The 20,059-nt window shown below is 66.5% G+C and carries 18 protein-coding genes; 10 read left to right on the top strand and 8 right to left on the bottom strand.

Going from position 1 to position 20,059, the window contains the following annotated elements:
- Positions 1-7 precede the first annotated feature (7 nt).
- The 4 genes from ACFC4D_RS39305 to ACFC4D_RS39290 all read left to right on the top strand — a co-directional run bounded on the left by ACFC4D_RS39305 (position 8) and on the right by ACFC4D_RS39290 (position 5,083).
- Positions 8-2,482: an MFS transporter gene (locus ACFC4D_RS39305; protein WP_376071148.1), complete on the top strand. Its 2,475-nt coding sequence runs from the start codon at positions 8-10 to the stop codon at positions 2,480-2,482.
- Positions 2,483-2,620: 138 nt separating this feature from the next.
- Entirely contained in the window at positions 2,621-3,511 is an 891-nt protein-coding gene (locus ACFC4D_RS39300; protein WP_376071145.1) for an SGNH/GDSL hydrolase family protein, read from the top strand.
- A gap of 164 nt (positions 3,512-3,675) precedes the next feature.
- A complete protein-coding gene (locus ACFC4D_RS39295) occupies positions 3,676-4,083 on the top strand; it encodes a hypothetical protein (protein ID WP_364639271.1) in 408 nt (135 codons plus the stop codon).
- Positions 4,084-4,324: 241 nt separating this feature from the next.
- Entirely contained in the window at positions 4,325-5,083 is a 759-nt protein-coding gene (locus ACFC4D_RS39290) for a DUF6319 family protein (protein ID WP_375966115.1), read from the top strand.
- Here the strand turns inward: ACFC4D_RS39290 and ACFC4D_RS39285 are convergent.
- Entirely contained in the window at positions 5,080-5,478 is a 399-nt protein-coding gene (locus tag ACFC4D_RS39285; RefSeq protein ID WP_376071143.1) for a hypothetical protein, read from the bottom strand. The two genes, ACFC4D_RS39290 and ACFC4D_RS39285, sit on opposite strands and share 4 nt — an antisense overlap.
- A 41-nt stretch (positions 5,479-5,519) precedes the next feature.
- Positions 5,520-6,956 (bottom strand): diguanylate cyclase domain-containing protein, encoded by a 1,437-nt coding sequence (locus tag ACFC4D_RS39280; RefSeq protein WP_375966120.1) that lies wholly within the window; start codon positions 6,954-6,956, stop codon positions 5,520-5,522.
- 366 nt (positions 6,957-7,322) lie between these two features.
- Between ACFC4D_RS39280 and galK the strand changes: the two genes are divergently transcribed.
- From galK to ACFC4D_RS39260, 4 genes are all read left to right on the top strand, one after another.
- Positions 7,323-8,447 (top strand): galactokinase, encoded by a 1,125-nt coding sequence (gene galK, locus ACFC4D_RS39275; RefSeq protein ID WP_375966123.1) that lies wholly within the window; start codon positions 7,323-7,325, stop codon positions 8,445-8,447.
- A 127-nt stretch (positions 8,448-8,574) separates the two neighbouring features.
- A complete protein-coding gene (locus tag ACFC4D_RS39270) occupies positions 8,575-9,006 on the top strand; it encodes a group II truncated hemoglobin (protein ID WP_376071140.1) in 432 nt (143 codons plus the stop codon).
- A 165-nt stretch (positions 9,007-9,171) separates the two neighbouring features.
- Positions 9,172-10,860, top strand: coding sequence for a sodium:solute symporter family protein (locus ACFC4D_RS39265; protein WP_376071238.1), 1,689 nt, complete (start codon positions 9,172-9,174; stop codon positions 10,858-10,860).
- 13 nt (positions 10,861-10,873) lie between these two features.
- On the top strand, positions 10,874-11,104 hold the full coding sequence (locus ACFC4D_RS39260) for a hypothetical protein (protein ID WP_364639250.1): 231 nt from the start codon (positions 10,874-10,876) through the stop codon (positions 11,102-11,104).
- 18 nt (positions 11,105-11,122) lie between these two features.
- Here the strand turns inward: ACFC4D_RS39260 and ACFC4D_RS39255 are convergent, their stop codons facing one another.
- Positions 11,123-12,175 carry an LLM class flavin-dependent oxidoreductase gene (locus ACFC4D_RS39255; protein ID WP_376071137.1) on the bottom strand — a complete coding sequence of 351 codons (1,053 nt, stop codon included), beginning with the start codon at positions 12,173-12,175 and terminating at the stop codon, positions 11,123-11,125.
- A gap of 53 nt (positions 12,176-12,228) precedes the next feature.
- Here ACFC4D_RS39255 and ACFC4D_RS39250 point away from each other — a divergent pair, with 53 nt between their 5' ends.
- Positions 12,229-12,732, top strand: coding sequence for an SRPBCC family protein (locus tag ACFC4D_RS39250; protein WP_375966132.1), 504 nt, complete (start codon positions 12,229-12,231; stop codon positions 12,730-12,732).
- Between the two features lie 4 nt (positions 12,733-12,736).
- On the top strand, positions 12,737-13,315 hold the full coding sequence (locus tag ACFC4D_RS39245; protein ID WP_376071135.1) for a TetR/AcrR family transcriptional regulator: 579 nt from the start codon (positions 12,737-12,739) through the stop codon (positions 13,313-13,315).
- A gap of 51 nt (positions 13,316-13,366) precedes the next feature.
- On the opposite strand, the gene ACFC4D_RS39240 is transcribed toward ACFC4D_RS39245, so the two are convergent.
- The 5 genes from ACFC4D_RS39240 to ACFC4D_RS39220 all read right to left on the bottom strand — a co-directional run bounded on the left by ACFC4D_RS39240 (position 13,367) and on the right by ACFC4D_RS39220 (position 19,915).
- Positions 13,367-14,062 (bottom strand): hypothetical protein, encoded by a 696-nt coding sequence (locus ACFC4D_RS39240; RefSeq protein WP_376071132.1) that lies wholly within the window; start codon positions 14,060-14,062, stop codon positions 13,367-13,369.
- 135 nt (positions 14,063-14,197) lie between these two features.
- Complete coding sequence (locus tag ACFC4D_RS39235) at positions 14,198-15,562, bottom strand: PepSY-associated TM helix domain-containing protein (RefSeq protein WP_375966140.1); 1,365 nt, start codon at positions 15,560-15,562, stop codon at positions 14,198-14,200.
- A gap of 201 nt (positions 15,563-15,763) precedes the next feature.
- Positions 15,764-16,339 carry a hypothetical protein gene (locus ACFC4D_RS39230; protein WP_376071129.1) on the bottom strand — a complete coding sequence of 192 codons (576 nt, stop codon included), beginning with the start codon at positions 16,337-16,339 and terminating at the stop codon, positions 15,764-15,766.
- A gap of 65 nt (positions 16,340-16,404) precedes the next feature.
- Positions 16,405-18,066 (bottom strand): acyl-CoA synthetase, encoded by a 1,662-nt coding sequence (locus ACFC4D_RS39225; RefSeq protein WP_375966145.1) that lies wholly within the window; start codon positions 18,064-18,066, stop codon positions 16,405-16,407.
- Between the two features lie 187 nt (positions 18,067-18,253).
- Positions 18,254-19,915: an acyl-CoA synthetase gene (locus ACFC4D_RS39220; protein ID WP_376071126.1), complete on the bottom strand. Its 1,662-nt coding sequence runs from the start codon at positions 19,913-19,915 to the stop codon at positions 18,254-18,256.
- Between the last annotated feature and the right edge of the window lie 144 nt (positions 19,916-20,059).

Genomic DNA, 20,059 nt, shown 5'->3' with positions numbered 1-20,059 from the left:
CCCAAACATGACTAATGCCCCAACCAAGCCGCGGGTTATCCCGCCGGCTTCGGAAAGCGGTGCGAGAGAGTCACTGTCGCACCGTCAGATTATGACCATATTGTCCGGTTTGTTGCTGGGCGTATTTCTGGCGGCACTGGATCAGAACATCGTCAGCGTGGCGATCGTGCGCATCGCCAACAGCCTGCACGGCTTCGATCAGCAGGCGTGGGCCACCACCGCCTACCTGATCACCGCCACCATCAGCACCCCGCTGTACGGCAAACTCGCCGATATCCACGGCCGAAAACCCTGCTACCTCATAGCCATCGGGGTCTTCGTGCTCGGTTCGGTGGCCTGCACCTTCGCCACCACCATGTATCAGCTCGCGGGCTTCCGCGCGGTACAGGGCATCGGCGCGGGCGGGCTCATGTCGCTGGCCTTCACGATTATCGGCGATATCGTGCCACCCCGGGAACGGGTCCGCTACCAGGGCTATTTCATGATGGTCTTCGGTATCGCCACCGTGCTGGGCCCGGTACTGGGCGGCTTCTTCTCCAATGCCGATCACCTGCTCGGCCTGGAGGGCTGGCGCTGGGTGTTCCTGGTCAACGTCCCCATCGGCGTCCTCGCCATGCTGGTGGTGGCCCGGGTGCTCAATGTGCCGTTCGAGCGCAAGCGCATCCGCACCGACTGGTTCGGTGCGATCACCCTGACCGCCGCCACGGTGCCGCTGCTCATCATCGCCCAGCAGGGCCGGGACTGGGGCTGGCACAGCCATCGCGCGCTGCTCTGCTACGGCATCGCCGCGGGCGGATTCGTGCTCTTCCTGATCGTGGAATTCCTGATGAAGGATGCCGCGCTGATTCCATTGCGGCTCTTCCGCAATGGCACCTTCAGCCTCGCCATCATCGGCGGATTGATTGTGGGCGTTGCCATGTTCGGCGCCATCGTGCTGGTGCCGCTGTATTTCCAAGTGGTGCGTGGCTATTCGCCGACCAATGCCGGGTTGCTCATGCTGCCGCTGGTGGTCGGCATCATGATCGGCGCGCAATTGGCCGGGCTGGTCACCAAATTCACCGGCCGCTACAAGGTGTTGCCGATTCTGGGCTCACTGGTTATCGCCATCGGCTCGGTGCTGTTCGCCCGGGTGCACTACGACAGCGCGCTGTGGCAGCCGCTGCTGTACTGCGGCATCATCGGTTTCGGCCTGGGCGGCTGTATGCAGACCCTGGTCATCGCGACCCAGAACGCCGGTCCCCGTTCGGATATGGGCGTCTCCACCGCGGCCGCCACCTTCTTCCGTCAGATGGGCGGCACGCTGGGCGTGGCGATCTTCCTGACCATCCTGTTCAACCTGCTGCCCAAGCGCATTCTGCGCGCGTTCGGCGGTGAGCTGCCGCCCGGCTTCGACGCGGGGGAGCTGGGCCGGATCCAGAGCAATACCACCGGGATCGCCGCACTGCCCGAACAGCTTCGATCCCCGATCCTGATCGGTTTCACCGATGCCATGGCCGGGGTGTTCTATGTGGCGGGCGCGGTGGCGGTGCTGGCCGCGTTCGTGCTCATGTTCATGAAAGAGATTCCGCTGCAGGACATGCCGTCCCCGGCGGCGGCCGAGGCGGGCGTCGTGACCGAGCCCGAACCCGAGGCCGAGGCCGTCCCCGACGCGGAGCCCGAGCAGGAACTGCGGATCGTCGAGCCGGCCGGGATCGCCATCTCCGGCTGTGTGCACCGCGAGGACGGCACCTCGATCCCCGATGCGGTGCTCACCCTCATCGATCAACGCGGACACCAGGTTTCGCGGGCTCTGGGCCAAGCCGACGGGGCCTACGCCATCGGCGCGCCGCGCGCGGGCGGCTACGTCCTGATCGTCTCCGCCTACGGCTATCAGCCGACGGCGGTGACCATTACGGTCTCGCGCCGCCCGCATCAACTCGATATCGCGCTGATCGGTTCGGGCGAGGTTTCGGGTCTGGTGCGCGCGGCGGGCCGCGGTGCTCCGCTGGCCGATGTCTCGGTCACCCTCACCGACACCTACGGCGATGTCGTCGCCTCCGCCGTCAGCACGGCCGACGGCGCGTACGTCTGCCGCGGTGTGCTGGCGGGCAACTACACCCTGGTCGCGGTGGCCGGTCATATGCGCCCCACCGCCGTCACCCTGACCGTCCCGGACTCCGGCATGCTCCGCCACGACGTCGAATTGCTGCCCCGCGCCGTACTGGCCGGATCGGCGAGCACCGATGCGGGACACAAGGTTCCGGACGCCCAGATCACCGTCCTGGACGAAGCGGGCGATCTCATCGCCGTCACCCGCACCGACGATACCGGCCACTACGTCGTCCCGGATCTGGCCGACGGCCGGTACACGGTGATGGCCCGGGGTTATCCGCCGGTCTTCAGCCGGGTCACGGTGGTGGACGGCGAGGTCGCCCACGATGTGCTGCTCGGATACGAACGCGAGCACGCCGAGCCGCTGCTGACCTCGGGGGAGCGCGTCTGAGGGTTGACCGCGGCTGAAGCCCCCGGGAATTCTCCACTTTCACCGCACGCGTGACGCGGACCGCTGTTATGTTCTCGGCAGAGCAATCTGAACAACGGTCCAGTTCACTGTCGGGGTGTCGGTCAAGGGGAGAATGACTTGAGGATCTCGCATGCCCTGGTGGCGGCCGCCGCGGTCGCGGCGGTGCTGCCGGTTGGCGCGGCGCACGCCGAACCCGGGGTGCACACCGCACCGTTGAACGAGTATGTGGCGCTGGGGGATTCATGGGCGGCCGATGCCACCCTGACCCAGGTGACCACGGCGTTCACCCCGCTGCACTGCGTGCAGAGCATCGGGAACTACGCCAAGCAGGTGGCCGCCGCGCTCGCGGTTCCGGTGTTCCGCGATGCCACCTGCGGCGGTGCGATGACGGTGAATATGACCTCCCCGCAGACCTCCGTATTCGGCAGCAACCCACCGCAATTCGATCGGCTGAGCGAGTCCACCGATCTGGTCACCCTCGAAATCGGCGGCAATGACGCGGATCTGGCGGCCACCGTCTCCGATTGCGTCACCGCCGATCCGCGCGCCACGCCCTGTCTCGACGCGATGGTCGTGAACGGGGTGGACCGGATGTCGGCGAATATCGCGCGGGCCGAGCCGCGGGTGGCCGCCGTAGTCGCGGGGATTCGCGAGCGCGCCCCGCACGCGCGCATTCTGCTGCTGGACTACTTCGAGGGCATCGGCGTCACCGGCGGCTGTTTCCCGATGATCCCGATTTCCGATCCGGACGCGATCTGGCTGGGCGGCAAGCTCATCGAACTGCACGACATGCTCGCCCGGGTGGCCGCGACCAGCGGTGTCGAGTTCGTGGACACCTACACCGGCAGTTCCGGTCACGATGCCTGCGAGCCGGTCGGCACCCGGTGGGTGGAAGGTCTGATCCCGTTCTCCGGCACGCCGGTCGGCCTGGCCGTACCCTTCCATCCGAACCAGTTGGGGGCGGACTACCAGGCCCGTCGCGTGCTGGAGGTATTGGGTGCGAACTGAACTTCCGCCCCCGGTGCGACACGCCTGCCGCGTCATGTGACGACACGCGCGTCAACTGGGGTAATCTCTGCGCGCGGCTAATTAGCGGCAACAGTGTTACGGGGGCGCTGGTTTACCGCACGGCTGATTTGTTGCACAGAAGTGCGCGGTGGAAAGGGAGATTCATGATCGCCCCCTACCTGAGGCTCGTCGGTGTTCTGGGTGGATGCGCGGCTGTGCTGGCGGGGTGTGCGCGAGCGGGTACGCCGACGCCGGGAGTCGAGGGCGCCGATAAGGCCGAAGCGCAACACAGCACCGCGGAAATGCAGCGCAGCGCGTTCGTCACCGGCTGCGGCGGCACCTCGGCGGGCTGGGAGGCCACCGCGGTGGTGAGCAACCGGGATCAGGTGGAGCACCGGTACCTCGTGGTGATCAGTTTCCTCACCGCGGAATCCACAGTGCTGGAACGCACCAGCACCGAGGTGACCGTGGCGGCCGGGGCCACTCAGGACTTCACCACCGAGACCAAACTCGATCCGGTCACCCGCCCGCAGAGCGTGCGCTGTGTGCTGCGCGGGGTGGAACAGCTCTGAGTTCGAGGGGCCGACAGCTCCTGGTTCGAGGGGCCGACAGCTCGGAAACTTGCGCGCACGGGGTGCTCTGCGCCTACGATCGGACCGCCGGCCATGCTCGGTGGGCCGCACGAGTCGGATTAGCTAAACGTTCACTGACCAGTGCGTCGGTGGCGGTGCGAATTCTCCGGATGTGGATTTGTCGGTGCCATGGGGCATGCTCTGTGCACGCTGATGTCCAACCGTCCGCCCGGAGAGTCCCATGTCGTCCCGTAGCACCAAGCCACAGCCCTTGTCGGAGATAGAGATTCGGCAGATCGCCGAGCAGATCGATGCAGGCCGTCCGCCGATGGTGTGGTTCACGGCGGCAGCGGTCGGAGTACCGGAAGGCCGTTCCGGCAAGGTGATCTCACTCGGTGATCCGTCCGAGGGTGATTTCCTGCAGGTGAAGCCGACCGGTTCCAAAGATGTGCTTTCGTTCGGCCCCACCGAGGTGACCCTGACCAAACCGGCCCGGCAGCAGCCCGCCGCCGGTGCGAAACAGAAAACGGCAACCAGGAAGGACCCCACCGTGACGATGCCGTCGCCCGCAGCACCCACCGCGACCATTGCCGCTACTCCGCCGAGCGCGCCCGCCGCGCCCAAGCCCGAGACAGCTGTTCCCGCAACCGAAACCAGCACCGAGGCGGCCAAGCCCAAACCGGCCGCCGCCGCATCGCGCCCCGCGCGCAACGCGGCCGCAGCGAAGAAGCCCAAGGAACCCGAAGTCGTGGTGACGCTCAGCGGCACCGCCGACGGCGAGTGGACCTTGGACGTGGTCAATGGCAAGAAGCGCACCATCAAGGGCCTGTCCGTACCGGGTTCGGCGGTCTCGCAGGCCGCCAAGCTATTGCACCCGGAGGTCGCCGAGGTGGTCGACGGCGTGCTCGAGGCGGTACGACTGACACAGCGTGCCAAGGTCGAGCAGCTGCAGGCCGAATTGGAGAACGCCCGGCGGCTGCTCGACGAGCTCGCCGGCTAGCCTTCCGCCGCAGGAGGTTCCGCGTCCGGAGCAGCGGGAACGTTGCCCGGCCGGAACCCCAGCCCGCGCAGGAAGTTATCGATACCGGCGGCGATATTCGGTCCCATTCGACCGATCCTGTCGCCCCAGCCGGAGGATCCGGTGCCCTTGCCCGAGCCGGTGTACGGCGCGTAAGGGTTACTGGAACCACCTGTGGCCGAACCACTTCCGATCGATCCGGTATTGAGTGATCCGGTGCCGATGGCGATTTCCGCACCCGCCGGCGCGGTCACCGCGGGCGTATTCTCCAGCTCCAGCGGAGCCGCGTTGGCGGCTCCCGCCGCGCCGAGCGCGAGTGCGACCGAGGCGGCCCCGGTCGCGGTGAGTAGTCGATAGCGACTGGTCGTAATCTTCATTGAAGTACCCGAATATCCGTGCGTTGACAACAATTACGATGTCAGACCGCGGACTCCCGGTGCCACGTACGCGGTCCGGACTCCGGGTGACCATGCCTGAGATCAGCATGGAAAACGTACCCCAGCGAATATTCCTTCGCATGGTACATAGCCGAATCCGCCTCGCGGAGAAGCTCATACACCGTGGTATCGGCCCCGCGCGGGCCGCTGCAGGCAATTCCGATACTGGCCGCGATGCGCACCTCGGCGGCACTGAGTTCGAACGGTTCACCGAGTGTGGCCAATAGCCGCTCGGCCAGCAATAGCGCCTGCTGACGACCCAGCGGGGCCAGCACCACGAATTCGTCACCGCCATAACGCGCGGCGGCGTCATCGCGCCGGATGATGCGGCGAATACGGGCCGCCGCATTGGCGATCAGCTCATCGCCGACCGCATGCCCCCAATTGTCATTGACCCGTTTGAACCCGTCCAGATCGATGAACAGCAGCGCGAGCGGCTGATCACCCCAGCGGTCCCGATTACGATGCAGCGCCCGCAGCAGAGCGGCGCGGTTCAGGAGGCCGGTGAGCATATCGTGGTCCGCCTGGTACTGCGCGCGCCGTTCGCTGCGGGCGCTGCGTTCGATGGCGCGTTCGCTGCGTAGCAGCACGCCGGCGAGTAGTAGGGCGAATAGTGAGGAGACCACGACGCGGTCCAGCAGATTCAGGCTGGAGCCCACCACCGGCACCAGCGAGGCCACGATCATCACGATGGCGATGATGCTGGCGCGCTGGCGGGAGCGATGGGAATGGATATCGCGCGGCCCGCCCAGCATGACCATGGTCGGATGCAGCGCCGCCGCGCCGATCAGCGTGTACGCCAGTTGCAATGGCAGCAGCAGGATCTGGCGGCCCAGTTCGGCCGAACCGGCCGTCTCCAGGTTGTAGCCGAGATCGCCCGCCAGAATCACCAGCATGGCCAGATACACCAGGCGCAGTGAGGTTTCCGAGCGCGCGGAGGTCACCACCGAATGCGCCACCACGGTGAGCAGGAAGGCGTCGACCACCGGATAGGTGATCGCGGTGGCGGTGGTGAAATTGAAGCCGTGTGCGCGATGCAGAATCGGCGAGATGAGAAAGGTCCAGGACAGCAGTGCCGCACCGAGTCCGATCAGGCCGGAATCCAGCAGCAGATCGTGATCGGTACTGTTCTGTCGCGGCCGCAGCCAGAGCACGGCGGCCGCGCCGATACAGCAGTAGCCGCTGAGGGTGAACAGATCGTCGAATGGATGGCGGTGCCAGTCGGTGACTTCGCGCAGGGTGGTGCCTATGGTGAATTGCACGGCCGAGGCCGACAGCAGATACCAGGGCAGCGGGAATCGCGGCCGATAGCGGTGCACACCGGCGCCGATCATGACCAGTGCGATGGTGACCGAGGCGAACAGCGTGCACAGGGCGAGGAGGCGATTGTTCACCACCAGGGGCAGTGCCAGAATCAATACCCCACAACCGAACAGCAGTGAACGCCAACAGACTCGTAACCGTCGACCGGAACCGGCCGGTTGTTCGTCTGCTTGCACCAGCCCCCCTTTTGTCCGCTCCGTCCCCAGTTGTAATCGGCTGTGCCACCACGAATCACGAACCGAGCATTGCCGTACGAGCATAGGTGCCGAGCGACGGCCGCAGTATCCACGGGGGAAGAGGCGCTGCCATCGAAATTTGGGCAACCGAGTCGATCATGGCACGAAATGTCGCTCCGCGTAGTGGAGTCCGCCGAACCCGCAGCATCGCGATCCGCGTGACTCGCTATGCTCGCTGCGCAATGGAACCCGACGGCCTGCGTGACTCTGGGAACAGGAGCTGAGGTGGCTGCATCGTCCGCGACATCGACGGCGGGGCGCTGGCTCGCCCCCGGCCGGGTCAACCTCATCGGTGAGCACACCGATTACAACGAGGGATACGTATTGCCGCTGGCCCTGCCGATGGGCATGACCTGCACCGCCGCGATCCGGACGGACCGGCTGGTGCGGCTGCGGTCGGCACAGGCGCCCTGCGACGAGGTCGAGATCGCCATGGGCGCGCTCGCCGCCGCGGGCTGGTCCGAACTGCCGAACTGGTCGCACTATCCGCTCGGGGTGATCCGCGAATTCGAGCGGCGCGGGCACGAGGTGCGCGGGGTCGATCTCGAATTGGACGGCGATGTGCCCATCGGCGCGGGCCTGTCCTCCTCGGCGGCGCTGTCCTGCGCGGTGGCCATCGCACTGCGAGATCTGTTCGCGCCCAGCATCTCCACCGCCGAGATCATCGATATCGCGCGCACTGCCGAGAACGTCTACGTGGGGGTACCCACCGGCATCCTGGATCAGTCGGCATCCATGCTGTGCACCGCGGGGCATGTGCTGTTCCTGGATGTGCGCACGCGCGAGTACGAGCAGATCCCCTTCGATCTGCGCCGCTTCGGCCTGAGCCTGCTGGTGTTCGACACCGGTAGTCCGCACCATCTGGTGGACGGCGAGTACGCGCAGCGGCGCGCCGAATGTGCCACCGCCGCCGTGGAACTCGGCGTGCCGTACCTGCGTGACGCGACCCTGGCCGAGGCGAATCGGCTCACCGATCCGGTGCTGCGCGGGCGGGCCCGGCATGTGGTGTCCGAGAACGCCCGGGTGCGCCAGGTTGCCGACAAATTGCGTGGTGGCGCCGATCCGCGCGCGATCGGGCCGATCCTGACCGCCGGGCACGCCTCGCTCCGGGACGATTTCGAGGTCTCCGCCCCGCAATTGGACACCGCCGTCGCCGCCGCGCTGGTGGCGGGCGCGTACGGCGCGCGGATGGTCGGCGGCGGGTTCGGCGGCAGCGTCATCGCGCTGGCGGACGCCGGGCGGGCCGCCGGAATCGTCACCACGGTGCGGGATGCCTTCGCGCGCAGGGGTTTCGACGCCCCGCGCGACTTCGAGGTGACCCCGGCCGCGGGCGCGCGCCGACTGTCCTAGCGCCGTCCCCGGAGCCGGACGGGGTTGTTCGATTGCACCGCGCGATCGTTATATCGCACGTTTTCGGCTGTCCGGGATTAGCCTGAATACCGGAACGATCAACTCGCACACCAGGAACGAGCGAGCCATGGAGAGCCTGTACGAGTTCGCCGGCGGCGAAGAGGCCCTGCACCGCCTGGAAGAGATCTTCTACGATCGCGCACTGGCGGATCCCGTGCTGCGCGAGGTGTTTCCGGTGCGTCAGCCGGATCACGTCGACCATCTGACCTGGTTCACCGCCGAATCCTTCGGTGGCCCAGGCCGTTTCACCCGGGAACTGGGCTTCGCGTACATCATCGACGCGCACCGCGGCCTGAAGATCACCGATGCGCAGCGGCAGCGCTTCGTCGAGGTGTATCTGGAATCCCTCGACGCGGCGGGTATGCCCGCCGATGAGAAATTCCGCGAGGCGGTGCGCCAGCATGTGGAGTTCGGCGCCCAGGTCGCACAGCAGAACTCGCTCGCGGAAACCGACGAGCAACTTCATCCATTGCGCGAAGTACCGCACTGGACCTGGTGATCGGTCAATACTCCTAGACGCCAGGCCGCGCCTCCCATAGGCCAGCGAACACCCCGCTAGTATTTCGCGCTACAGTCGTGCCCGCGCCATCTGTTTCGACAGGAGAGCCGTATGCCGTTCGACGCCAGCCTGCCCGCGGTGGCATTCGGGCAGCCCGCTGCGGTAATGGCCTCGAGCCAACTCAGACTCGATGCCGACCCCATCGACTATGCCCTGGTCGCACTGTATTTCGTCTTCGTACTCGGGATCGGCTGGCTGGCCCGCCAGCGGGTCTCGTCGAGTATCGACTTCTTCCTGTCCGGCCGTTCGCTACCGGCCTGGGTGACCGGCCTGGCCTTCATCTCCGCCAATCTGGGCGCGGTCGAGATCATGGGCATGTCGGCGAATGGCGCCGAATACGGCATGCCGACCATGCACTACTTCTGGATCGGCGCGGTCCCGGCCATGCTGTTCCTGGGCATCGTGATGATGCCGTTCTACTACGGTTCCAAAGTGCGCAGCGTGCCCGAGTTCATGCTGCGCCGCTTCGGTCCCGGCGCGCACCTGGTGAACGCGCTGAGTTTCGCGGTGGCACAGGTGCTCATCGCGGGCGTGAACCTGTATCTGCTCGGCAGCATCGTCAATGTGCTGCTCGGGTGGCCGCTGTGGGTGTCGGTGCTGGCGGCGGCGGCCATCGTGCTCTCGTACATCACCCTGGGCGGACTGTCGGCGGCCATCTACAACGAGGTGCTGCAGTTCTTCATCATCGTGGCGGCGCTGCTGCCGCTCACCATTGTCGGCCTGCACAAGGTCGGCGGCTGGGACGGCCTGCGCGAGAAGGTGATCGAGGGTCCGGGCGGTGCGGAACAGCTGGACTCCTGGCCGGGCAATGAGCTCACCGGCTTCACCAGCAATATCGCCTCGGTGATCGGCATCGTGTTCGGCCTCGGCTTCGTGCTGTCCTTCGGCTACTGGACCACCAACTTCGTCGAGGTGCAGCGCGCCCTGGCCACGCATTCGATCTCGGCGGCGCAGCGCACCCCGATCATCGGCGCGTACCCGAAGATGTTCATCCCCTTCATCGTGGTCATCCCCGGCATGATCAGCGCGGTGCTGGTGCCCCAGATCGCCGATTTCAAAACACAATTGGCGGCGAATCCGGACTACAAAGGCGATGTCACCTACAACCAGGCGCTGCTCTATCTCATGAAGGATGTGCTGCCCAACGGACTGCTCGGCGTCGGCCTGGCCGGACTGCTGGCGGCGTTCATGGCGGGTATGGCGGCCAATGTGTCGGCCTTCAACACCGTATTCAGCTACGACCTGTGGCAGCGCTACGTCAAGCGCGATCGCTCCGATCAGTACTACCTCAAGGTCGGCCGCCTGGCCACGGTCGGCGCGACGATCGGCGCGGTCGGCACCGCGTTCATCGCGGGCAATTTCTCCAACATGATGGATTACCTGCAGACCCTGTTCAGCTTCTTCAACGCACCGCTGTTCGCGACCTTCATCCTGGGCATGTTCTGGAAGCGCATGACGCCCGCGGCGGGCTGGATCGGACTGGTCTGCGGTACCGGCGCGGCCATCATCGTCTTCGTGATGAGCAAGGCGCACGTCTTCGAATTGTCGGGTCAGGGAACGAGTTTCGTGGCCGCGGGCATCGCCTTCGTGGTCGACATCGTGGTCAGCGTGCTGGTCACCCAGGTGTCGCGGCCCAAACCGGTCGCCGAACTCGCGGGCCTGGTCTACTCCGAAACCCCCAAGGCCATGCGCACCGACGCGGACGCGGCCACCCTGCCCTGGTATCAGCGCCCCGGCCTGCTGGCCGGGATAGCGCTGGTCATCGTGATTCTGCTCAATGTGTTCGTCGGATAAGGAAAGGCGTCAAATGCTGTTCGATATCCGCACCATCGTCGGCGGGTTACTCGCCTGCTACGGAGTGATCCTGATCGTCGTCGCGCTGGCGTACAACACCGATTTCCAGCGCGCCAAGACCGGTGGCATCGACATCAACCTATGGGCCGGAATAGGTATGACGGTCGTCGGCCTGATCTTCTTCGCCTGGGTCCGGCTACGCCCGGTGCCGCAGCTGACGAGCGCGGACGACGACGCCGAATAGGTCTCGCCGCCCGCCCGTTCAGGCGCGCACCAGCTCCAGCAGTCGGCGCAGGGTGACCAGCTGTTCCTCGAACGGCGTCTCCATCTTGGCGAGCAGTGTCGAAATGCCCGCTGCCCGATAGCGTTTCACGCGCTCGGCGATATCGTCGGCGGTGCCGACCAGATTGGTGTGGCTGCCCAGTTCGAGCGGGACCGTGCGGCGCGCCGCATCGCGATCGCCGGACTGCCACAGCTGGGCCACCCGCTCGACGGCCGGACCGAATCCGAGCCGGGTGAACGCCTCGTTGTAGAAGTTGCGCCCGTTCGCACCCATCGCGCCGATGGTGAAGGCGTAGCCCTCGGCGTGCTTCCGAATACGCTGTGCCGCATCGGTTTCGTCATCGGCGAACTCGACGGCCACCGGTGCCACCAGATCCAGATCGCCGAGTGTGCGGCCCGCTGATTCCGCGCCCTCCCGCAGCGGATCGAAGAACACCTCGGCCGCTTCGGGAATGAACGCGTTGCCGAGCCACCCGTCCGCCGCCGCACCGGTGAGCCGGAGATTCGCCGGACCCATGGACGCGACGTATACCGGTACCTCGCGCGGCGCGACCAGCGGCCGCAGCGTCCGACCGGCGCTGTCCGGCAGCGGCAGCGTGTACACCTCGCCGTCGTAGCTCAAAGGTTCACCGCGACTGATGATTCGCAGGATCTCGATGGTTTCGCGAGTGGTGGCAACGGGTTTGCGGAATCGCACGCCATGCCACCCCTCCATCACCCGCGGCCCGGATACCCCGATGCCCAGGTTGAAGCGCCCGCCCGAGAGCTCCTGCAGACTCAGCGCCGAGGTGGCCAGCAGCGCCGGTGAGCGCGAGCCGAGCTGAACCACGAAGGTGCCCAATCGGATCGTCGAGGTCTCGGCGGCGAGGTAGGCCAGCCCGGTCAGCGCGTCGTACCCCCACACCTCCGGCACCCATAGCGAGGCGACGCCGAGCCGCTCCGCCTCCACCGCGAACTCCGCCGCCCCCGGCAGGCGCGGTTCGATCACGACTCCGACCTCGAGCGGTTTCCCCTTGGGCTCCATCGACATCATGTTCTATGTTATAGACCATAGAAACTCTGGCCGGAACCCCGAAAGGCTGCACAGTGCGCTACCGCGATCAACCAACCGTCGAAGTTTCCCAGCGGGTGTCCTGTACCCCGGAGCAGGCGTGGGCCGTGGTCACCGATATCGGGCTGCCCGCCCTCGCCTCCGATGAACTGGACTCGGTCGAATGGCTGGACGGCGCGGACCACGTCGAGCTCGGCGCACGATTCCGGGGCACGAATCAGCACAGCGCCATGGGTGCGTGGAGCACCGAATGCGAGGTGATCGAGGTGGAGCCCGAACGCCGCTGGGTATGGCAGGTGCGCGGGCCGCTCGGCGTCAGCGCCACCTGGGGTTTCGAGATCGATCCGGCGAGCTCCGGGGTGATCGTGCGGCAGTGGGGCCGGATGGGGCCGGACCCGTCCGGGCTGAACGCGGCCATTACCGCCATGCCGGAGAAGGAAGGCCGGATCATCGCCAATCGCCTGGTCGAATGGGAGCGCAATATGCGCGCGAACCTTTCCGCCGTGCAGGCGAAATTCGAAGCACCGCACGAGGATTAGCGTCATGGCAGCACGTGGTTCAACCAGGCGCAAGATGCTGATCGGCGGGGTGGAGCTGTTGCGCGAACGCGGCTCCGCGGGTGTCACCATCGATGCCGTGCTCGCCCGCACCGGCACGCCGCGCGGCTCGGTCTACCATCATTTCCCGGGTGGCCGCCGCCAATTACTCGGTGAGAGTTTGGGTCTGGCGTCCGATGCCATCGCCGCCATCATCGAGGAGACCTCGACCGTCGGCCCGGTGGAAGCGCTGCACCGTCTCGTCGACTTCTGGCGGCGGATCCTGTTGAACACCGAGGACTTCCAAGCCGTCTGCCCCGCCGTCGCGGTGGCGGTCAGCGGCACCGACGACGATCGCGCCCTGCATCCGGAGGTATCGGCCACCTTCACTCGCTGGCGCACCGCGCTCGTCGCATCCCTTATCTCCGCGGGCATCCCCGCATCCCGCGCCGGAAGCCTTGCCACACTGACGCTTTCGTCCGTCGAGGGCGCGATAATCCTCTGCCGGGTGCACCGCAGTCTCGAACCCCTCGAGGAAGTCGCCGCCGAGCTGGAGTCGCTACTCACCGGGAAGCTCGGGGGATAGCCTGCGGTATCGCCCGGTTACCCGGGGGATACCGCAGCGCGTATTCCGGGCCTACTTGGCCGGTGCCGTGAACGGCTGGTTGATCGTCGTGAAGTACTGCGCCGCAGCGAGAATCGCCACCGGAGCCGTCACGAAGATCTGGCCCGCGACGGTTCCGAGGAAACCGATCACGCTCATGCCGACGATGCACCCGAGCACCGCACCGCCCAGCGCGCCGAACATGGCGGTCAGCGCACCGGTCACGGTGGCGAGGGTGGCGCCGCCGATGAGGCAGCCGACCGCCGCGCCGCCGAGGCCGCCGACCAGGGTGCCGATCGTCGCGCCCATGCCGATGGTGCTGGTCATGCGGCTCCAGGCGGCCTGTTCGCGGTCGTATTCGGTCTTCCAGGGCGCCCCGTTCTCGAACGGGAGGGCCACGGGCCGGTAGGCGGCGTGGGCCAGGTCGAACTGCGGGGTGAGGGTGGCCACCCGGTCGTGGATCTCGGTGGCGATGGGGAAGACGAAATCGTCTACGCGGAAGGTCAATTCGGTTCCGGCGATGGTCTTGCCGTCGGCCGCCTTGATCTTGAAGACGCCGTCCTCGACCGCCATGGAACCGGCATCGGTGCGGATGACCGTATTGGTCTCGCTGTTCGTGGCGGTGTAGTTGATCGCCGAATCGGCCGTCGTATCGGCGTGCGCGGTGCCTGCGCAGACGGCGAGCGCGCTCGACATGACGATGGACGCGGCGAAGGTGTTGAGCTTCATCAGGTGAAAATCCTTGTGTCAGTGCAGGTCAGGTACTGCACGGGCAGAGTCGATCCCGACCGCCGGGATCGGCGTGAAGGTATGGTTTACCGGCGGCACGGCCCAATCGCCGTGCCGCTCAGTGGGATTCGGTTGTCAGGCGGTGGCGCGACGGCGGGATGCCAAGCCCACCAGGACGTCCACCAGCAGGAAGCCGAGGAGTGGAATGCCGATCATCGGTGCGAACCAGGCCGCCACCGCGGCGACCGCGAGGAACGGCACCAGGACGGTGATCGGCGTCTGCCGCAGCGCACCGCGCCGCGGGGCCCTGCCCAGCGCGACCTTGGCCTCGGACTTGGTCGGCCGGCGTCGCCACCACATCAGGTATCCGCGCACCACCACGGTGAGCAGCCCGATCATGACCGCGAGCAACAGCAGCTGATTGAGCAGCCCGAACATCAGCCCCATATGGAACTGGATGCCCCAGTTGGTCAATTTCGCCGCCAGCGGCCAATCCGAGTACTTCAGCGAATCGGTGACGACGCCGGTGCTGCCGTTCACGGCGATGGCGTCGACGGTCAGCACGCCGGGACGGCGCAGCTCCTTGGCCACGAACGCGGTGCCGTCCTTGGCCGGAATGCTGATCTCGATGGGGCCGTCCACACCGTTGGCGCGAGCCACCGCGTACACGGTGTCCACCAGCGCCGCCTTGTTCGGATTCGGTGCGGCGGCGGGCGTCGCGCCCCCGCCGTGACCGGCGTGGTCACCACCGGCGGGCATGGCCGGACCCTCGGTGCCGGGCAGCTTGGTGGTCACCGACGGCGTGGTCCAGCTCATTTCCTGGCGCAGTTTGGTGACGTTCTCACCGGCGTACTTGGACCAGGTCATACCGGTCGCCGACAGCAACAGCAGCACCGGCAGAATCCAGATGCCCACGGCCGCATGCCAATTCAGCGTGCGGGCGCGCGGCCGGGACCGATCCGGGCGGAACAGCCAACCGGCCGAGCGCTTTTCGCGCCGCGCCCGCACCCGGCGGAACCACAGCACCAGTCCGGCCAGTGCGATGACCCACAGCCAGGACGCCGCGATCTCGCTGTAGTAGCGGCCGAAGTCGCCCAGGTGCAGATCCCGGTGCAGTTGATCGATCCAGGTGCGCGTGGGCAGCGCCCCGGAACTGCCGTAGACGACGCTGTCGCCGACGGACGTGGCGGTCACCGGATCGATGAACACCGCGCGGCGCTCGGATTCGCCGAGGCTCGGATCGCTGAAGATGACCCGGGTGGTGTCACCGCTGTTCTGCGCCGGTGCGACCGCCACCAGCGCCAGCTTCGGCTCCACAGCGGTGGCCGCGGCGATCTGCGCGGACAGCGGTTTGGCCGGACCGGTCGAATCGGTGTGCAGCAGACCGCGATCGACGAAGGTCTCCAGCGTGGGCGCCACCGCGTACAGCGCACCGGTCACGGCGGCAATGAGAATGAACGGTGCGACGAATACACCGGCATAGAAATGCAGTCGCAGCATCAACGCCTGAAAGGCATTGCCCGCACTGCGTTTAGGTGGGGATTCCGAATTCTGGGCAGGTTGAATAGGCGGTACCGTCTCTACGGCACCGCTCTCGGTAATAGTCACCGGCGGTCTTTCTGATGTTCGAGGAGAACCCGGGTACGCCGAATACGGCGAAGACACACGAACACTCAGGTCCGTGCCGGGTGAGAGGAGAAATCAGACTCGACCGAGAATGGGCGGACCGCGGGTCCGGAAGGCGTCGGCCGCGAGCACGCGCAGCACGACTCGATCGCGATGCGCGATCGGAAGCTGAGGTGGTCCGGTCAGCACCGGCAGCGAAACGGCAACGGGCAGCGCCCAAGCCAGCACCGTGCTGGCTATGCGATACGCGCCCTCCGCGCCCAGGATCACCACGGCGGCCACGCAGGCCGCCACGATATGCGCGGCCAGCATGGCCGGACTCCACATCGACGCGTGATGATGGTGGTGCGCACTGCTGCCCGGCGAACCCCACATCATGCTGAAGTGCCCGAGCAACTGCCCGCCGATGAGCGCGATCACGAGCCCGAGCCAGGTGGTGCGCAGCGCGCCGATTCCGGCCACCAGCGCCCCGACCGCCGCCGAGGCGGCCACCAGCAGCGTCAGCGCCCCGGACTCCAGCGGTGCGGCCCCCGATATCCAGCCGTGCGCGGCGACCGCGAACGCTCCGGAGAGCAGTCCGGCCGATCCACCGCGCAATACAGCGGCATCACCGCTGTTATGCGCCGTCGACCGGCCGGACTCGAAACTCACGCGCTGATAATAGCTGAGAATTCCGGACCCTTTTCGCGGCCCGGGATTCTCGCTTCCATCCGGAATTACTCGGCGGGAACTGCCATTTCGATCAGCGGCTTGCGCAGCAGCTTGCCGGTGGCATTGCGCGGCAGCTCATCGAGGAAGATGACCTCGCGCGGCACCTTGTAGCGCGCCAGATTCTCCTTGACGTAGTCCTTGATCTCCTGGACATCGCGCTTGGAGTCCGGACCCGGCACCACGATGGCGCGCAGCCGCTTACCGAAGTCGCGGTCCTCGACGCCGACCACGGCCGCCTCGAGCACATCGGGACGGTTGGAGAGCAGGTTCTCCACCTCCTGCGGGAAGACGTTCTCGCCACCGGAGACGATCATGTCGTCATCGCGCCCGTCGATGAAAAGCAGTCCGTCGGTATCGAAGTGGCCGACATCGCCGCTGGACATGAGCCCGTCGACGTACTCCTTGGTGCGCCCGTCGGTGTACTGCTTGAACGAGTGCCCGTTCTCGATGAAGATCGTGCCGGTCACGTTCGGCGCGGTGATGCGCTTGCGGTTCTCGTCGTACAGCGCGATGCGAATGCCCACCGGCGCCTTGCCCGCGGTGGTCGGCGCCTTGCGCAGTTCCGCCGGATTGGCCACGGTCATGACGGCGCATTCGGTGGAGCCGTACACGTTGTAGAGCGAATCGCCGAAGTAGTCCAGGGTGCGGGTGACCACGTCCGGCGGGATGGCCGAACCGGCGGCGAAGAGCACGCGCAGGGTCTCGCTCGGCTGGTACTTGGCGAGGGTCTCCGCGGGCAGGTCGAGGATGCGCTGCAGCATGGTCGGCACCACGGTCAGGCCCTGTGCCCGGTACTTCTGGATATTGGCCAGGGTGGTCTCGGGGTCGAAGCGCCGCTGCTGGAATACGACTCGATTGCCCAGTGCGATGGAGATGGTGAACTGGGACAGTCCGGTGGCGTGGAAGATCGGCGCGGCCATCACCACGGTGCTGTTGCGCGGCAACGGAATTCGATCCAGGAACTGCGCGGTGATGAAGGGGCTGACCTTATCGCGGGGCGCGCCCTTCGGGGTGCCGGTGGTACCGCTGGTCAGAATGACCATGCCGCCCGGCTTATCCGGCGGGGACAGCGGTGCGGTGGACTGCCCGGCCGCCACCGATTCGATGGTCGGAATCGACGGGTCCGCGTTGTCCTTCTCGTCGACCCAGGTCAGGATGCGCGGGATCTCGGCCGGAATCGCGCCCATCAGATCGAAGAACTCGCTGTCGTGCAGCACCGCCTTGACCTTCTCGCGCGTCGCCACATCCGCGAACTGCGGTTTGGCGAAACCGGTGTTCATCAGCACCGCGCGCACACCGAGCTTGCCCGCGGCGACCAAGGCGAGCACCATGCCGCGATGATCGCGCGCCAGCACGCCGATCACATCGCCCGGGCCCAGACCCTGGGCGGCGAGGCCGCGCGCGAACGCCGAGGACTGCTTGTCCAGCTGCTCGAAGGTCATCTCGCCGCGCTCGTCGACAATGGCCGCCGACTTCGGATTGGTGTTGGCGGCGTGTACGACCGCGCCCGCGAACGGCCCGAACTTGAGCACATTGAGCGCCGATCGCACCGCCTGATCCGGGCGCAGCGGATTGAACAGACCCCCGCGCACCATGGCGTTGACACTCAGCGCCGTATCACCGGCCTTGCGAAAAACCGTGCCTGCCGACGGAAGGGCAAGAGACATAGGTACAACCTTCCGCGATCCCCCGCCGGACGAGTCGGCGCTCGGACCGCAACCTCGAGATCCAGTGCACCGCTAACCCTAGCAAGCGCTGGTGGGAAGGGTGTGGCCGAGGTCTCTGGTACCCGAAGTAGCGTATAAACCGCCCAGGTGGTGGCGGGGACGACACCCGCGCGGATCGGGGAGCGGCTCAGGATTTCGCGGGCTCCTGGTATTCCACGAGCACCCGGCGCAGCAGTTTGCCGGTGGCATTGCGCGGCAGATCATCCAGGAAGAACACGTCCCGGGGCACCTTGTAGCGGGCCAGATTGTTCTTGATGTACGCCTTGATCTCCGCCGGATCGGGCGCGGCCGCACCGGGTTCGAGCACGATGAAGGCGCGCAGGCGTTTGCCGAATTCCACATCGTCCACGCCGACCACCGCCGCGTCGAAGACATCGGGGCGTTCCAGCAGCAGGTTCTCCACCTCCTGCGGGAAGACGTTCTCACCGCCGGAGACGATCATGTCGTCATCGCGGCCGTCCACGAAAAGCAGTCCGCGATCATCGAAATGGCCGACATCGCCGCTGGACATATAGCCGTCGATGATCTGCTTGTGCCGTCCGTCGGTGTAGCCCTTGAACGGCGCGCCCGAGCGAATGAAGATGCGGCCGGTGACGTTCTTGGCGCGAATGCGCTTCCCGTCCGCGTCGAACAGCACCACCTCGCAGGTGGTGGGGGAGCGGCCCGCGGTGCCCGGCGCGATGGCCAGATCCTCCGGTCGCGCCACCGTCGCCACCGCGCATTCGGTGGAGCCGTACAGGTTGTAGAGCACCGGGCCGAACACCTCGGCGGTGCGCACCGAGAGTTCCGGGGACAGCGCCGAACCCGCGATCACGATCGCCTTCAGCGACGAGGTGTCGTACCGATCGCGAATATCCTTGTCCAGCTCCACCATTCGATGCAGCATGGTCGGCACCGCCACGAGCATCTCCGCTTTGTGCTCGGCGATCAGGCGCAAGGTGCGCTCGGCGTCGAAGCGGCGCGCCACCACCACCTTGTTGCCGAGTCCGGTGCCGACCAGCCAGGTGGCCAGTCCGGTGCTGTGGAAGATCGGCGAGACGATGACCATGGTGCCCTGGGACGGGAAGTCGATGCGATCGATCACCTGCACGGTGGCCAGCGGCGATGTCTTGTCGCGGGGTGCGCCCTTGGGCAGTCCGGTGGTGCCGCTGGTGAGGATGACTACCCCGCCCGGCTTCTTCGGATTCGGCAGCGGGGCTTTGGCATTGGCGTCGATCAGGGTGTCGAGGGTGATCGCGCCCGCGGGCAGTTCGACGCCCTCGTCGACCCAGCTGAATACCCGCGGCAGGTCGGCGGGCAAGGCGTCGAGCAGCCCCAGGAATTCGCTGTCGTGAATGACTACCTTGACGTTCTCCCGCTCGCAGACCTGCGCGAACTGCGGTTTGGCGAATCCGGTGTTCATCAGCGCGACCCGTGCGCCGAGCTTGCCCGCCGCGACCATGGCCAGCAGCAGGCCGCGGTGATCACGGGCGAGCAGGCCGATCACGGTGCCGGGGGTGACGCCGAGGCGTTGCAGGCCGCGCGCCACCGCGTTCGAGCGCTCGTCCATCTCGCGGTAGGTGAGTTCACCGCGTTCGTCGGCGAGCCCGATGAGCTCGGGCCAGACGCGCGCGGCATGGCGGACGGCGGTGGCTGGCGGGCCGAACACCTGTGATTCCCGGGCGGTGCGCAGCGTCTCCACCGGATTGCGCGGATCGGTAATGCCCTTGTCCCGCAGCGTTTTCAGGCCCTTTATGATCTCGGCGGTATGTGCCAGTCGCTGTTGCGCCGAATACAGAACCGAGGTCATGTCGACCCACCTCCGAGAGAATGTGCGGCCCACCGCCTCGCATGCGACGGGTTCCGCCACGGTAACAGCGAGCTGTGATGAGCGTTACACAAATTCGGTCACAACGGACATTTGCCGCAGGTGTGCAGAATGACCACGGGTATT

Origin of the sequence: Nocardia sp. NPDC056000, from assembly GCF_042269265.1 — a bacterium.
Taxonomy (GTDB): domain Bacteria; phylum Actinomycetota; class Actinomycetes; order Mycobacteriales; family Mycobacteriaceae; genus Nocardia.
Note: the sequence above shows the minus strand (reverse complement) of the source record. Positions and strands in the feature narration are given on the sequence as shown.